Below are 13,809 nucleotides of genomic sequence, written 5' to 3'. Positions count from 1 at the left end.
TCAATAATACGATTTTTATAAGTTTCACCACCAAAATAAATTGTATCTCTCAAATCTTCATATGTGGCGTTTTCACTGTATAATATACTATCATATATGTTAGAGGCTCTCAATTCTCCTAGTTTCAATTTAATATTAATAATAAAACTACCAAGTACATAGCCAGATAACCATAAAAAATTAATAGTTGAAAATATTTTCAGCTTACTTTTTATTATTACTAAAAATAATAATTCAACATTAATTTTTGGAGCATTATTTTCTATCATAGTTCCCACCTTAATGGAACATATATTATCAAACTATGTTATAGGCCAGTTTGCACAATCCACCATGACGGTGCAAAACTTATCAAATGTTTTACCTAGGGATTTTTATGATTCATTATACAAAAGTGGATTTATTAAAGAGATTAATGAAACTATTGAATTATTATTTTTAGTAATAATAAAAAGTAAGCTGAAAATATTTTCAACTATTAATTTTTTATGGTTATCTGGCTATGTACTTGGTAGTTTTATTATTAATATTAAATTGAAACTAGGAGAATTGAGAGCCTCTAACATATATGATAGTATATTATACAGTGAAAACGCCACATATGAAGATTTGAGAGATACAATTTATTTTGGTGGTGAAACTTATAAAAATCGTATTATTGATAATGCTGCCTATAGAAAAATTATATATAATGAGGAGTCAAAAAGAGAGTTCTTAAAAATTGAACATCTTTGTGTTATAAATTTATTCATAAATTTTTGGAGAAGTTGTGTAAATAAGTTACAACAGTGTATCAAATAAGAGATGAAATCAATCTTGCGACCGTAGGTCGCCCACTAGATACTTCCCTGCAACCAAACTGATAGTTTGGTTGCAGGGAAGTTGTGAGCCTTTAAAGGCTCACAACTTGGAAATGGAACTCTGTAAGAGGTCACTTCTGTTCCCACTGCTTAAGGCAAGTATAAAAAGAAAGGAAAAATTAATCATGATCAACCGTTACTCTCGCCCCGAAATGGCGAACATTTGGACTGAGGGAAATAAGTACAAGGCTTGGCTGGAGGTAGAGATTCTAGCTGATGAGGCCTGGGCTGAGCTGGGTGAGATTCCCAAGGAAGATGTGGCCTTGATTCGTGAAAAGGCAGGCTTTGACATTGACCGCATCTTGGAGATTGAGCAGGAGACGCGCCACGATGTGGTGGCCTTTACTCGGGCAGTTTCTGAGACGCTGGGTGAGGAGCGCAAGTGGGTGCACTATGGTCTGACCTCGACCGATGTGGTGGATACGGCCTACGGCTACCTCTACAAGCAGGCCAATGACATCATCCGTGAGGATTTGCGTCGCTTCACGGACATCATTGCAGAGCGAGCGCGGGAGCACAAGTTCACCATCATGATGGGGCGGACTCACGGGGTGCATGCGGAGCCGACGACTTTCGGTCTCAAACTCGCGACTTGGTACAGCGAAATGAAGCGCAATATTGAGCGTTTCGAGCTTGCGGCGGCTGGTGTTGAGGCTGGTAAGATCTCTGGTGCGGTTGGGAACTTTGCCAACATTCCACCATTTGTGGAAAGCTATGTCTGTGAGAAATTGGGTATCCGTCCGCAAGAGATTTCGACTCAGGTCCTTCCACGCGACCTCCACGCTGAATACTTCTCAGCTCTAGCCTTGATTGCGACATCTATAGAGCGCATGGCGACCGAGATTCGCGGTCTGCAAAAGTCTGAGCAGCGCGAGGTGGAAGAGTTCTTTGCCAAGGGTCAAAAAGGTTCATCGGCTATGCCGCATAAACGCAACCCTATCGGCTCTGAAAATATGACTGGTCTGGCGCGTGTCATTCGTGGTCACATGGTGACGGCCTTTGAGAATGTCTCTCTCTGGCATGAGCGCGACATTTCCCACTCATCAGCTGAGCGGATTATCGCACCGGACACGACCATTCTTATCGACTACATGCTCAACCGCTTTGGCAATATCGTCAAGAACTTGACTGTCTTCCCAGAAAACATGAAGCGGAACATGAACTCGACCTTTGGTCTTATCTTCAGCCAGCGGGCTATGTTGACCTTGATTGAAAAAGGCATGACCCGTGAGCAAGCCTATGACTTGGTGCAGCCAAAAACTGCCCAGTCTTGGGACAATCAAGTGGACTTCAAGCCTCTGCTCGAAGCGGATCCAGAAGTCACTTCTCGCTTGACTCAAGAAGAAATTGATGAAATCTTCAATCCAACTTATTACACCAAGCGCGTAGATGAAATCTTCAAGCGCGTGGGGCTGGATTAAACAAAAAAATAGGCACTTTGTAAGAAGCGCCTGTTTTTTTTATCTTAAATTTGACTGGCCAGCTGCCCGATTTTCTTGAGCATTTCTTGGCGTTGTTGGTCTGTCTTGCGTTCTACTCCGTTGAGCTCGGTCAGTTTGACTGGAGAAATACCGCAAAGTTTCAGAATTTGATTTTTAAGTACCTTGCCGTAGTCTTGGACAAAAGGCAGGGCAAAACCTGGTGTATTATGACTGACGATAATCCAGCCGGATTTCCCTTGCAGGTGGCCTTGGAGTCCGATTTTCTTATAAGAGTAGGCAAAGTCAGCCGCAAAGACGCGGTCGATAAAGCCTTTGAGAATGGCCGGCATACCGCTCCACCAGATAGGGAAAATGAAAATCAGATGGTCTGCCCAAGTAATCAAATCCCTGTATTTTGCCATTTCAGGGTCTTTGTGCAGGTCACGGCGTCTATGTTCTTGGTCAAAGCGCAAGATTGGATCAAAATTTTCAGCATACAAGTCTAAGGTTTTTACCTCATGCTTTTTAGAAAGATTGCTTTGAACTTCTTTGAGAATAGAGGCATTGAAGCCAGTTGGGCTGGGGTGGGTGTAAATAATCAAGATTTTCATGATTGTTCTCCTTTTATATAAATGTCAAGCATGTGCTCAATCGTGCTTTGGATGGCTTGAGGATCCAGGTCTTGCCCAATAGGACTGTTGGCTAGAACGGCTAGACCTGTGATAAAGCTCCAAAAGTGAAAAAGGCTTTCTGCTTCGCTATTGTTAAAATTTTCCTCCTTGCGAAGCTTTAAAACAAGCCCCTTAAATTTATCAAATCCAGGCAGGTCAGACTCCAAGAGAATGGTGTCCTGGGTCACCTTCATATATTTAAAAGGGAATTTGATAAAAAGAGCTTCAAAAAAATGAGGATAGGTCTTGGCAAAAATAACGAAATTAAAACCAAGCTGGGTCAGCTGATCACGCGCAGAACCTGTCGCGTCAATATTTTCATTGATTTCCTGATTGAGAAACAGCGAAAGCCGGGCCAAAACGACCTTGAGATAGCCTTCCTTACTCTCAAAATGGCGGTATGGAGTGCCATGAGTCACACAGCAGGCCTTGGCAACAGTCCTGAGCGAGAGCTGTTCAATTCCGTGTTTTCCGATTTCGTCAATCCCTGTTTGAATGAGCTGTTCTTTCAGCTGGGCAGTATTGCGTTTCATGCATCTCCTCCTAAAGTATACACTGTCTACTTATCTATCTTTAGTATACACTGTCTACTTTTTGTTGTCAACTAATTTGATGCTTTCTTCTAGTCTAGGATGTGGCAGAATTTGCTTTCGGTAAGATAAAATGTTAAAATAATATCAAAATGATAGCGCTTTCTTTTTAGGGCAAATTGTTCAATTGTAAAGAAACGCTGAGAAACGGAGGACACCTATGAAGAAAATTATCAATAATCCAACAGCGGTTGTGGACGAGATGCTGGACGGCTTGGCCTATATTCACAGCGATTTGGTTTATCGGGTGGAGGGCTTCGATATCATTGCCCGCAAGAGTGAGAAGACAGGCAAGGTTGGCTTGATTTCTGGCGGTGGCAGTGGTCATGAGCCTTCCCACGCGGGCTTTGTTGGGGAGGGCATGCTGTCAGCTGCTATCTGCGGAGCGGTCTTTACTTCACCGACACCAGACCAAGTCTTGCAGGCTATCAAGGAAGCAGATGAGGGTGCTGGGGTCTTCATGGTGATTAAGAATTACTCTGGTGACATCATGAACTTTGAAATGGCTCAGGAAATGGCTGAGATGGAAGGGATTGAGGTGGCTAGTGTCGTCGTGGATGACGATATCGCAGTGGAAGACAGCCTCTATACGCAAGGTCGCCGCGGAGTGGCTGGTACCATCCTTGTCCATAAGATTCTAGGGGATGCGGCGCGTGCAGGCAAATCTCTGACTGAAATCAAGGCGCTGGCTGATGAGCTAGTCAAGCATATTCACACAGTTGGCTTGGCTCTGAGCGGGGCAACCGTTCCGGAAGTCGGCAAGCCTGGTTTTGTTTTGGCTGACGATGAGATAGAGTTCGGCATTGGTATCCATGGTGAGCCCGGCTATCGCAAGGAAAAGATGCAGCCATCTAAGGACTTAGCCAATGAATTGGTCGAAAAGCTCAGTCAGTCTGTTGAGCTCAAATCCGGCAAGAAAATTGGCATTCTCATCAATGGTATGGGTGCAACACCGCTCATGGAGCAGTATGTCTTCGCGGCCGATGTAGCAAATCTTCTGGCAGAAGCTGGAGTCGAAGTTGTCTATAAAAAGCTGGGTAATTACATGACTTCCATTGACATGGCTGGGATTTCTCTGACCTTTATCCAGCTGGATCAGCCAGACTGGCTGACGGCTCTCAATAGCCCTGTCACGACAGCCGCTTGGTAAGGAGATGCTTATGGACGTAGCAAGAGCAAAAAAATGGATGCAGTTGTTCAACGAGAAGATCCAGGAGCAGAAAAACTATCTGTCTGACCTTGATACACCCATCGGTGATGGCGATCATGGTGCCAATATGGCCAGAGGAATGGCAGTAGCAGTAGAGAGTCTAGCTGCTAAGGACTTTGCCAGTGCGGCTGAGGTTTTTCAGGCTGTTTCCATGCAGCTGATTAGCAAGGTCGGCGGTGCTTCAGGCCCTCTCTACGGCTCGGCCTTCATGGGCATGGCCAAAGCTGAAAAAGACGGCAAAGACTTGCCAGAGGTCATCCAAGCTGGGCTGGACATGATTCAGAAGCGGGGCAAGGCTGTGCCTGGTGAGAAGACCATGGTGGATGTCTGGTCGGGGCTTCCTCTTTCTCTGCAGTCTGGAGGCTTGACGCATGAAAAGATTGCTTCCCTAGTGGAAGCGACCAAGGATTTGAAGGCGACCAAGGGGCGGGCTTCCTATGTCGGTGAGCGCTCTATCGGTCATATCGATCCCGGTTCGGCTTCATCTGGTCTCCTCTTTGAGGCTCTTCTAGAAACGGAGGCAGGCTGATGGTAGATACTGGCATTCTTATCGTTTCTCATTCCAAAAACCTGGCCCAAGGCTTGTTTGACCTCATTTCGCAGGTGGCGGCAGATGTGGCCATCAGCTATGTGGGCGGGTTAGACGACGGCAGTATCGGGACGAGCTTTGAAGGGATTCAGGCAGCACTAGATGCCAATGACAAGGACACTATTTTAGCCTTTTTCGATCTGGGCTCAGCTCGGATGAATCTGGAAATGGTTGCAGACTTTTCTGACAAGGAAATCATTATCAATAATGTTCCTTTGGTAGAGGGAGCCTATACGGCTGCTGCACTTCTTCAGGCCGGGGCAGATTTACCTAATGTTTTGCTTCAGGTCCGTGAATTAGAAATAAAGAAATAGCAGGTTTTCTAGAGACTTAATAAACGACTTCAATTGCAAAATAAGGAACATTTTATATCAAAAAGCTGGGATTCAATCTCAGCTTTTTTGCTTTATCATTGTACCAATTTTCAGGAGAACAGCCAGTATTTCTTATTTTTTCTTCTTTAGGATGGTTGAAAAACAGGACAAATTAATAGGTCGTGTTTACTTTTTGATACAATTCACTTTTTAATGAACAAAAGTTCTTAGAATGGATTGCAAATTGGTATAGATAGACTTATAATAGATATAAGCACACAAGATGAAACAAAAAACGACAGCCGATTAGAAGCCATCGTTTTCAATCTTAGTGGTCCCGATTGCAGGAAATGAACTTGATCTTGAAGAAGTCACCGCGTTTGTAAGTTTCGCTGTACTCTAAGATCTGTCCAGTACTTTCCAGCTGGGTAATCTTCACCTGATGAACGGTCGGGAAATTGGTATCAACTTCCAGTACTTTCGCAACATCTTTTGGTGTTGGGAAGACAATTTCATTGGTCTCTTCAAAATGCTCATCATTCATGTGAATGTGGTAGTCAGTTTTGAAACGGTTGTAGATGGAGCTGTAGTAGTCCATATCTGGATAGTTAGGATTGATGTACTGCTCAGGGATATAGGTTTGGTGATAGATATAGACTTTATCGCCAGTCCGTCTGATTCGGTCAATCTTATAGTAGAACTGCGTTGGTGCTAGTTCTAGCTTATCCAAGATTTTCAGGTCATTCCCACGCTTGATGGAGAGAACAGTCACCTTATCTTTTTGGATAGGGAAAGTCTCAACGTCAGAAAATTCCACTAGCTTGTGCTTTCTTGCACGTGAAACGAAGGTTCCCTTGCCTTGTTGGCGAATGATGTAACCATCGTTGGCCAGTTCATTCAAAGCGCGGACAACGGTAATGGAGCTGACATTAAACATCTGAATCAGCTCAGCCTCTGTGTAAAACTTATCGCCATTTTCAAATTTGCCAGAAATGATTTGCTGCTTGAGCTCATCTTTGATTTGTTGGTATTTTGGAATAGCCATTTTGTTCACCTCTCTTTTTTTACTTATCTTACTTAAGATTTTAACATATTTTAAAAAAAAATGTTGACATTTATGCAAAAATTTATTATATTAATATTAATAAGAGGTGAAAGCGGTTTTAAACCGAAGGGAACATCAGATGGCAAGATTCAAAATTGGTCATTCCTTCTGTTTGGATGATCGGGAGTTTAAGATTTTATCGGGAGCCATTCACTATTTTCGGGTACAGCCTGAGGATTGGTACCATTCCCTTTATAATCTCAAATCTCTGGGCTTTAACACAGTGGAGACTTATCTTCCCTGGAATATGCACGAACCCCAAAAAGGTGTCTTTGACTTCCAAGGGATTTTAGATATTGAGGCATTTTTACAGACAGCTCAGGATTTGGGACTTTATGCCATTATCCGCCCTTCGCCTTTTATCTGCGCGGAGTGGGAGTTCGGCGGTCTGCCGGCCTGGCTGCTCAATGAAAATATGCGCATCCGCTCATCAGATGAGGCCTTTCTGCAGGCCGTAGCAAGTTATTATGACGAGCTGCTGCCGCGACTGACTCCAAGACTTCTGGACAATGGGGGAAATATCCTCATGATGCAGGTGGAAAATGAGTACGGTTCTTATGGGGAAGATAAGGCCTACCTGAGAGCAATCAGACAGCTCATGGAAGAACGAGGTGTAACCTGTCCGCTCTTTACTTCAGACGGACCTTGGCGGGCTACGCTTCAAGCGGGTACATTGATTGATGATGATGTCTTTGTGACAGGAAATTTCGGCTCCAAGGCGGATTATAATTTTGCCCAGATGCAGGAATTCTTTGACGAGCATGGCAAAAAGTGGCCGCTCATGTGTATGGAGTTCTGGGATGGCTGGTTCAATCGTTGGAAAGAGCCTGTCATCAAGCGAGATCCAGACGAGTTAGCTCAAGCTGTTCACGAAGTGCTCCAGCAGGGCTCAATCAATCTCTATATGTTTCATGGCGGTACCAACTTTGGCTTCATGAACGGCTGTTCGGCCAGAGGTGTCATTGACCTACCACAGGTAACTTCCTATGACTATGATGCTCTACTCGATGAGCGTGGCAATCCGACGGACAAGTACTATGCAGTCCAGAGGATGCTGAAAGAGTATTATCCAGAGTATCCACAGATGGAGCCGCTGGTGAAAGATTCTTTTGAACTCAGGAATATTCCGCTCAGTCAGAAGGTCAGTCTCTTTGAGACACTGCCTGACTTGGCAGAGCCTATCGAAAGTCTCTATCCAATGAAGATGGAGGAGCTGGGGCAAAATGTCGGCTACTTGCTCTATCGGACTTGGGCTAGTTGGGATGCTGATCAGGAAAGGCTCCGTGTCATTGACGGCCGCGACCGGATGCAGCTCTATGTGGACGGTCAGCACATTGCAACCCAGTACCAGACAGAAATCGGTCAGGATATTATGGTGGACGGCCAGAAAAAGGCAGAGCACCAGCTTGACATTCTGATGGAAAATATGGGCCGGGTCAATTATGGGCACAAACTCTTGGCAGATACCCAGCAGAAGGGCATTCGTACCGGTGTCTGCAAGGATCTGCACTTCCTGCTTGACTGGCAGCATTATCCACTGCCACTGGACCATCCAGAAAAGATCGACTTTTCAAAAGAGTGGCAGGAAAATCAACCAGCTTTCTACGCTTTTGACTTTAAAATGAAAGCGCTTAAAGATACTTATCTGGAACTGTCCGACTTTGGCAAGGGCGTCGTCTTTGTCAACGGTGTCAGCATTGGCCGCTTCTGGAATGTCGGACCGACCTTATCGCTTTATATCCCGCACAGCCTGCTCAGAGAAGGCGACAATCGCATCATTATCTTTGAGACAGAAGGGATCTACAGCGAAACCATTCACTTAGTTAACCAACCTACATTTAAAACAATAAAGGGGGAAAATCTATGACAATAGTAGGTGCACGTATCGATGGACGTTTGATCCATGGACAGGTAGCCAATCTTTGGACTACCAAGCTCAACATTTCACGCATTATGGTGATTGACGATGAGGTAGCTGAAAATGCTATCGAAAAGAGCGGGCTCAAGCTTGCAACGCCAGCTGGCGTGAAACTCAGTGTCTTGCCGATTGCTAAGGCAGCAGAAAATATCTTGGCTGGCAAGTATGATTCGCAGCGACTCTTGATTGTTGCTCGCAAGCCAGACCGCTTCCTGCGGTTGGTCGAAGCTGGTGTTCCGCTGGAAACGCTGAACGTCGGCAATATGTCTCAGTCAGACGAAACTCGCTCTATTACTCGCTCTATCAATGTGGTAGATGCAGATGTTGAAGCCTTTCACAAGCTTCATGAAAAAGGAGTAAAACTGACAGCGCAAATGGTTCCCAACGATCCGGTTGAGGACTTCATGAAGTTATTAAAATAAGACAAAATTTTAGGAGGACATTGTTATGATACAATGGTGGCAAATTTTACTACTCACTTTGTACTCAGCTTATCAAATCTGTGATGAGTTGACCATCGTTTCGTCAGCAGGATCCCCTGTATTTGCTGGTTTCATTACTGGCTTGATTATGGGTGATTTGACGACTGGTTTGTTTATCGGTGGTAGCCTGCAATTATTCGTTCTTGGTGTAGGGACATTTGGTGGGGCTTCTCGTATTGATGCGACATCAGGTGCCGTTTTGGCGACAGCCTTCTCTGTAGCACAAGGCATTAAGCCAGAGTTGGCTATTGCGACAATCGCAGTACCGGTAGCAACTTTGCTGACTTACTTCGATATCTTGGGCCGTATGACAACGACTTACTTTGCTCACCGTGTGGATGCAGCAATTGAGCGCTTCGACTATAAAGGTATTGAACGCAACTATCTCTTGGGTGCCCTTCCTTGGGCTCTGTCTCGTGCCCTGCCAGTCTTTCTGGCTCTGGCTTATGGTGGAACATTTGTTCAAGCGATAGTAGATGGTGTTGCTGGTGTGAAATGGTTGGCTGCAGGTTTGACACTGGCAGGTCGTATGCTTCCAGGACTTGGGTTTGCTATCTTACTTCGTTACCTTCCAGTTAAACGTAATCTTCATTACTTAGCTCTTGGTTTTGGCTTGACTGCTATGCTGACTGTACTTTACTCAAACATTCAAACTTTGGGTGGGGCTGTATCTAGTATTGTTGGAACTCTTCCAAAAGATGCTGCGATCACATTCGCCAACAACTTCAAAGGTTTGTCTATGATTGGTGTAGCTATCTTTGGTATCTTCCTTGCAGTACAGCATTTCAAATACAGCCAAAGAACAGTAGCTGCTGCGCCAGCTGCTAGCACAAAATCAGAAAGTGAGGAAATTGAAGATGACGAACTCTAATTATAAATTAACAAAAGAAGATTTTAAACAAATCAATAAACGCAGCTTGTTCACTTTCCAATTAGGCTGGAACTACGAGCGGATGCAAGGTTCTGGCTATCTCTACATGCTCTTGCCTCAGCTGCGCAAAATGTATGGAGATGGCACTCCAGAATTGAAAGAAATGATGAAATTGCATACGCAATTCTTCAATACATCACCTTTCTTCCACACCATTATTGCAGGTTTTGACCTAGCTATGGAAGAAAAAGACGGTGTTAAATCAAAAGATGCGGTCAATGGTATCAAGACAGGTCTTATGGGACCATTTGCTCCTCTTGGAGACTCCATCTTTGGCTCTCTTGTGCCAGCCATCATGGGATCTATCGCTGCTACCATGGCTATCGCAGGCCAGCCTTGGGGAATTTTCCTTTGGATTGCTGTAGCAGTTGCTTATGACATTTTCCGTTGGAAACAGTTAGAATTTGCCTACAAAGAAGGGGTCAATCTCATCACCAACATGCAAAGCACTTTGACAGCTCTTGTTGAAGCGGCTTCTGTACTGGGTATCTTTATGGTGGGTGGGTTGATTGCTACTATGATCAACTTTGAAGTATCCTGGGTATGGAACATCGGTGAAAAAGCTATTGATTTCCAAGACATGATGAATCTGATTTTCCCACGTTTGATTCCAGCAGTCTTTACAGGCTTTATCTTCTGGCTCTTGGGCAAGAAAGGAATGAACTCTACCAAGGCTATCTTCATTATCATTATCATGGCAGTAAGCTTCTCTGCTATTGGCTATTTCCTGCTGGGACAAGTACCAGAATAATGGAGTGATTTATGAGTAAGAAATTAGTTTTAGTCAGTCATGGTCGCTTTTGTGAAGAGCTGAAAACCACTACGGAAATGATTATGGGGCCTCAGGAAGACATCCATGCGGTAGCCCTGCTTCCGGAGGAAGGTCCAGAAGACTTCGCAGCTAAATTCTTAGAAACGGTTAAAGATTTTGAGGATTACTTGGTTTTTGCGGATCTCTTGGGGGGCACTCCTTGTAATGTAGTCAGCCGCTTCATTATGGAAGGACAGGATATCGAGCTTTATGCGGGGGTCAATCTGCCCATGGTCATTGAGTTTATTAACGCTTCTTTGACAGGAGCAGAAGTCAGCTATCCATCCAAGGCAGCAGAGAATATTGTTAAGGTTAATGATGTTCTAGCTGGCCTAATGGATGATGAAGATGAATAAAAGCTTGAACAGCCACTTCTAGTTAGGTCAAGTCCTTGCGCTGCTAGCGGATGGGAGACTGCTGATAGGTAAGGATTGGCCACAGTGGATGATTCAGGCATATTGCTCTAAGAGGAATTTGGGAGATGCCTCTTAGCCTAGGGAAATGGATGGTTCAGCATTGCAAAATGCAGTCGCTGTCTGGTTTGAAAAAGCTTGTTAAAAGCATAGTTCAAGTCTAGCCATCGTTGCGGGGGTGGGACAGCGAGCCGAAAATCTTGGATTTTCTGGATTTCTGTCCCACTTCCCCTTTTTTTAAAATAATGGAAAGGAATGAGAAAGAGAATGTTAGATTATTCACAGGAAGAATTGCAGCGTCTGGGGGCTGACATCACAACGAGAGAAATCTATCAGCAGCCTGGGGTTTGGCAGGAAGCCTTTGAACATTACAAGGCTCAAGCCGCAGACATCGCTGCTTTTCTGAAAAAAATCGAGGACAAACATGACTACATCAAGGTCATTTTTGCCGGAGCCGGCTCATCAGCCTATGTTGGAGATACCTTGACGCCTTATTTCAGGCAGATTTATGATGAGCGCAAATGGAATTTCAACGCCATCGCGACGACAGATATCGTGGCCAACCCCTTGGTGCATCTGAAGAGAGAAGTGCCGACAGTGCTGGTTTCCTTTGCCCGCAGCGGAAATTCTCCAGAAAGTGTAGCGACTGTGGACTTGGCCAAGCAGTTGGTAGATGACTTGTACCAGATTACCATTACTTGTGCTGCTCAAGGCAAGCTAGCCCAGCAGGCCCAAGGTGATGAAAAGAATCTTTTGCTCCTGCAGCCGGAAGCTTCTAATGATGCTGGCTTTGCCATGACTTCTAGCTTCAGCTCTATGATGCTGACAGCCCTTTTGGTCTTTGACCGGGCTGAACTAGACCAGAAGGAAGTCAAGGTTGCGGCTTTGATTCAGCTCAGTCAGGATGTTTTAGAACGCGTTGCAGATGTGCAGCAGCTGGTTGATTTGGATTTCAGTCGGGTCATTTATCTAGGGGCAGGGCCTTTCTTTGGTTTGGCACATGAAGCCCAGCTCAAGATTTTAGAGCTGACAGCCGGCCAAATTGCGACCATGTACGAAAGTCCAGTCGGTTTCCGGCATGGGCCTAAGTCGCTGATTAACCAAGACACAGTCGTTCTGGTCTTTGGTTCGGCAGATGCCTATACCAAGGCTTATGATTTGGACTTGGTGCGGGAAGTGGCTGGTGACGGGATTGTCCGCAGGCTGGTGATGCTGACTGACCGGGAGGAGCAGTTGGAAGGAGTCGAGCAAGTAGTGCTAAGTACCCAAGAGCCTCTGGGAGATAGCTATCGCATCTTCCCTTACATCGTCTATGCTCAGCTCTTTGCCCTCCTGACCTCGCTCAAGGTCAAGAACCGTCCAGACACACCGTCTCCGACAGGAACAGTCAATCGTGTAGTACAAGGAGTTATCATTCACCCTTTTGGGGAGTAAGAGAAGGAAAAGTTATGGAGAAATTACAAATCAGCCACAAAAAAGTGAGCCATTTGAAAAAACTATCAGATGAACAGGGGATTATCGGGGCTTTGGCCATTGACCAACGTGGATCGCTCAAGAAAATGCTGGCCAGCGGAGAACACTCGCCTTCTGGTGACCAAGCTCTGGTTCAGTTTAAAGAATTAATCTCTAGTCAGCTGACGCCCTATGCCAGCTCTATCCTGCTGGATCCGGAGTTCGGTCTGCCGGCAGCTGAGCTGCGGGATGCGTCCTGTGGGCTGATAGTAGCCTATGAAAAGACTGGCTATGATGCGACAGCCGAGGGCCGCCTGCCGGACTTGCTGCCTAACTGGTCAGCTAGTCGCATCCGAGACATGGGCGCAGATGCCGTCAAGGTCTTGATTTACTATGATGTGGACGACAAACCAGAAATCAACGATATCAAGCAGGCCTGGGTTGAGCGCGTGGGCAGTGAATGCTTAGCTGAGGATATTCCCTATTTTCTGGAGATTCTGACCTATGATGCTAAGAGTGACAGTGTTTTGGACGCTAACTATGCCAAGCTTAAGCCGCACAAGGTCAATGAGGCAGTCAAGCTCTTTTCAGATCCCCGTTATCATGTAGACGTCTTAAAGGTTGAAGTGCCGGTCAATATGAACTTTGTCGAGGGTTTCACCAAAGAAGGAGTTGAGCCAGTCTACAGCGTGACGGAAGCCCGAGATTTCTTTAAAGAACAGTCAGATGCGACACACTTACCTTTCATCTTCCTCAGCGCTGGTGTCAGTGCCGAGCTTTTCCAAGAAACGCTGCGACTAGCCCATGAAGCGGGCTCACAGTTTAACGGAGTTCTGTGCGGACGAGCTACCTGGAAGGATGCAGTTTCTGTCTTTGCCCAAGAGGGAGCTGCAGCAGCTCAAGTATGGCTGGACGAGACAGGTCGTCAGAATATCGAGGATCTTAATCAAGTCTTGCGCCAAACAGCTGTGTCTTGGGCGGACAAGCTTGACCTGCCTTTTGAAGACAGGACTTGGCAAGTTCGTGATTTTTAATAGGATAG

Annotated in this window: 15 protein-coding genes and 1 pseudogene; 12 read left to right on the top strand and 4 right to left on the bottom strand. The window is 45.3% G+C overall.

The features are described 5' to 3' along the window. Positions 1-269: pseudogene (locus K4H96_RS06480) on the bottom strand (hypothetical protein); the annotation flags it as partial. A 13-nt stretch (positions 270-282) separates the two neighbouring features. Here K4H96_RS06480 and K4H96_RS06475 point away from each other — a divergent pair. Together K4H96_RS06475 and purB are read left to right on the top strand one after the other, a co-directional pair. Then, positions 283-801 (top strand): hypothetical protein, encoded by a 519-nt coding sequence (locus tag K4H96_RS06475; RefSeq protein ID WP_227956427.1) that lies wholly within the window; start codon positions 283-285, stop codon positions 799-801. Positions 802-985: 184 nt separating this feature from the next. Then, positions 986-2,281, top strand: a complete 1,296-nt coding sequence (gene purB / locus K4H96_RS06470; RefSeq protein ID WP_223337852.1) for an adenylosuccinate lyase — start codon at positions 986-988, stop codon at positions 2,279-2,281. A gap of 44 nt (positions 2,282-2,325) precedes the next feature. Here the strand turns inward: purB and K4H96_RS06465 are convergent, their stop codons facing one another. Continuing rightward, positions 2,326-2,892 (bottom strand): NAD(P)H-dependent oxidoreductase, encoded by a 567-nt coding sequence (locus tag K4H96_RS06465; protein ID WP_223337851.1) that lies wholly within the window; start codon positions 2,890-2,892, stop codon positions 2,326-2,328. Beyond that, positions 2,889-3,485 carry a TetR/AcrR family transcriptional regulator gene (locus tag K4H96_RS06460; RefSeq protein ID WP_223337850.1) on the bottom strand — a complete coding sequence of 199 codons (597 nt, stop codon included), beginning with the start codon at positions 3,483-3,485 and terminating at the stop codon, positions 2,889-2,891. The genes K4H96_RS06465 and K4H96_RS06460 overlap by 4 nt, the downstream gene beginning before the upstream one ends. A gap of 217 nt (positions 3,486-3,702) precedes the next feature. Here K4H96_RS06460 and dhaK point away from each other — a divergent pair, with 217 nt between their 5' ends. From dhaK to dhaM, 3 genes are read left to right on the top strand one after another with little or no spacing between them, the layout of a single operon-like run. Then, positions 3,703-4,692, top strand: coding sequence for a dihydroxyacetone kinase subunit DhaK (dhaK, locus tag K4H96_RS06455; protein ID WP_223337849.1), 990 nt, complete (start codon positions 3,703-3,705; stop codon positions 4,690-4,692). A gap of 10 nt (positions 4,693-4,702) precedes the next feature. After that, a complete protein-coding gene (gene dhaL / locus K4H96_RS06450) occupies positions 4,703-5,281 on the top strand; it encodes a dihydroxyacetone kinase subunit DhaL (RefSeq protein ID WP_223337848.1) in 579 nt (192 codons plus the stop codon). After that, positions 5,281-5,655: a dihydroxyacetone kinase phosphoryl donor subunit DhaM gene (gene dhaM / locus K4H96_RS06445; RefSeq protein WP_223337847.1), complete on the top strand. Its 375-nt coding sequence runs from the start codon at positions 5,281-5,283 to the stop codon at positions 5,653-5,655. Before dhaL ends, dhaM begins: the two co-directional genes overlap by 1 nt. 328 nt (positions 5,656-5,983) lie before the next feature. Here dhaM and K4H96_RS06440 read toward each other — a convergent pair whose 3' ends face one another. Beyond that, positions 5,984-6,700: a GntR family transcriptional regulator gene (locus tag K4H96_RS06440; protein ID WP_002907683.1), complete on the bottom strand. Its 717-nt coding sequence runs from the start codon at positions 6,698-6,700 to the stop codon at positions 5,984-5,986. A gap of 139 nt (positions 6,701-6,839) precedes the next feature. On the opposite strand from K4H96_RS06440, the gene K4H96_RS06435 reads away from it, so the two are divergent. The 7 genes from K4H96_RS06435 (at position 6,840) to lacD (ending at position 13,801) form a co-directional block, all read left to right on the top strand. Next, positions 6,840-8,627 (top strand): glycoside hydrolase family 35 protein, encoded by a 1,788-nt coding sequence (locus K4H96_RS06435; RefSeq protein ID WP_223337846.1) that lies wholly within the window; start codon positions 6,840-6,842, stop codon positions 8,625-8,627. Next, on the top strand, positions 8,624-9,100 hold the full coding sequence (locus tag K4H96_RS06430) for a PTS system mannose/fructose/N-acetylgalactosamine-transporter subunit IIB (protein ID WP_002898809.1): 477 nt from the start codon (positions 8,624-8,626) through the stop codon (positions 9,098-9,100). The genes K4H96_RS06435 and K4H96_RS06430 overlap by 4 nt, the downstream gene beginning before the upstream one ends. Positions 9,101-9,125: 25 nt before the next feature. After that, on the top strand, positions 9,126-10,031 hold the full coding sequence (locus tag K4H96_RS06425) for a PTS mannose/fructose/sorbose/N-acetylgalactosamine transporter subunit IIC (RefSeq protein WP_223337845.1): 906 nt from the start codon (positions 9,126-9,128) through the stop codon (positions 10,029-10,031). After that, positions 10,018-10,842, top strand: a complete 825-nt coding sequence (locus tag K4H96_RS06420) for a PTS system mannose/fructose/sorbose family transporter subunit IID (RefSeq protein ID WP_011836304.1) — start codon at positions 10,018-10,020, stop codon at positions 10,840-10,842. Before K4H96_RS06425 ends, K4H96_RS06420 begins: the two co-directional genes overlap by 14 nt. Before the next feature lie 11 nt (positions 10,843-10,853). Further along, positions 10,854-11,258 carry a PTS sugar transporter subunit IIA gene (locus K4H96_RS06415; RefSeq protein WP_002894390.1) on the top strand — a complete coding sequence of 135 codons (405 nt, stop codon included), beginning with the start codon at positions 10,854-10,856 and terminating at the stop codon, positions 11,256-11,258. A gap of 312 nt (positions 11,259-11,570) precedes the next feature. Further along, positions 11,571-12,749: an SIS domain-containing protein gene (locus tag K4H96_RS06410; RefSeq protein ID WP_223337844.1), complete on the top strand. Its 1,179-nt coding sequence runs from the start codon at positions 11,571-11,573 to the stop codon at positions 12,747-12,749. Between the two features lie 14 nt (positions 12,750-12,763). After that, a complete protein-coding gene (gene lacD / locus K4H96_RS06405; RefSeq protein WP_223337843.1) occupies positions 12,764-13,801 on the top strand; it encodes a tagatose-bisphosphate aldolase in 1,038 nt (345 codons plus the stop codon). Positions 13,802-13,809 lie beyond the last annotated feature (8 nt).

Source organism: Streptococcus sanguinis (genome assembly GCF_020729765.1).
Taxonomy (GTDB): domain Bacteria; phylum Bacillota; class Bacilli; order Lactobacillales; family Streptococcaceae; genus Streptococcus; species Streptococcus sanguinis_Q.
Note: the sequence above shows the minus strand (reverse complement) of the source record. Positions and strands in the feature narration are given on the sequence as shown.

Excerpts from the sequence above, each read along its gene's own strand:
- K4H96_RS06440 (WP_002907683.1), bottom strand. The coding sequence starts at position 6,700 with ATGGCTATTCCAAAATACCAACAAATCAAAGATGAGCTCAAGCAGCAA.
- K4H96_RS06435 (WP_223337846.1), top strand. The coding sequence starts at position 6,840 with ATGGCAAGATTCAAAATTGGTCATTCCTTCTGTTTGGATGATCGGGAG.
- lacD (WP_223337843.1), top strand. The coding sequence starts at position 12,764 with ATGGAGAAATTACAAATCAGCCACAAAAAAGTGAGCCATTTGAAAAAA.
- K4H96_RS06420 (WP_011836304.1), top strand. The coding sequence starts at position 10,018 with ATGACGAACTCTAATTATAAATTAACAAAAGAAGATTTTAAACAAATC.
- dhaK (WP_223337849.1), top strand. The coding sequence starts at position 3,703 with ATGAAGAAAATTATCAATAATCCAACAGCGGTTGTGGACGAGATGCTG.
- K4H96_RS06475 (WP_227956427.1), top strand. The coding sequence starts at position 283 with ATGGAACATATATTATCAAACTATGTTATAGGCCAGTTTGCACAATCC.
- K4H96_RS06410 (WP_223337844.1), top strand. The coding sequence starts at position 11,571 with ATGAGAAAGAGAATGTTAGATTATTCACAGGAAGAATTGCAGCGTCTG.
- purB (WP_223337852.1), top strand. The coding sequence starts at position 986 with ATGATCAACCGTTACTCTCGCCCCGAAATGGCGAACATTTGGACTGAG.
- K4H96_RS06425 (WP_223337845.1), top strand. The coding sequence starts at position 9,126 with ATGATACAATGGTGGCAAATTTTACTACTCACTTTGTACTCAGCTTAT.
- K4H96_RS06415 (WP_002894390.1), top strand. The coding sequence starts at position 10,854 with ATGAGTAAGAAATTAGTTTTAGTCAGTCATGGTCGCTTTTGTGAAGAG.
- K4H96_RS06460 (WP_223337850.1), bottom strand. The coding sequence starts at position 3,485 with ATGAAACGCAATACTGCCCAGCTGAAAGAACAGCTCATTCAAACAGGG.
- dhaM (WP_223337847.1), top strand. The coding sequence starts at position 5,281 with ATGGTAGATACTGGCATTCTTATCGTTTCTCATTCCAAAAACCTGGCC.
- K4H96_RS06465 (WP_223337851.1), bottom strand. The coding sequence starts at position 2,892 with ATGAAAATCTTGATTATTTACACCCACCCCAGCCCAACTGGCTTCAAT.
- K4H96_RS06430 (WP_002898809.1), top strand. The coding sequence starts at position 8,624 with ATGACAATAGTAGGTGCACGTATCGATGGACGTTTGATCCATGGACAG.
- dhaL (WP_223337848.1), top strand. The coding sequence starts at position 4,703 with ATGGACGTAGCAAGAGCAAAAAAATGGATGCAGTTGTTCAACGAGAAG.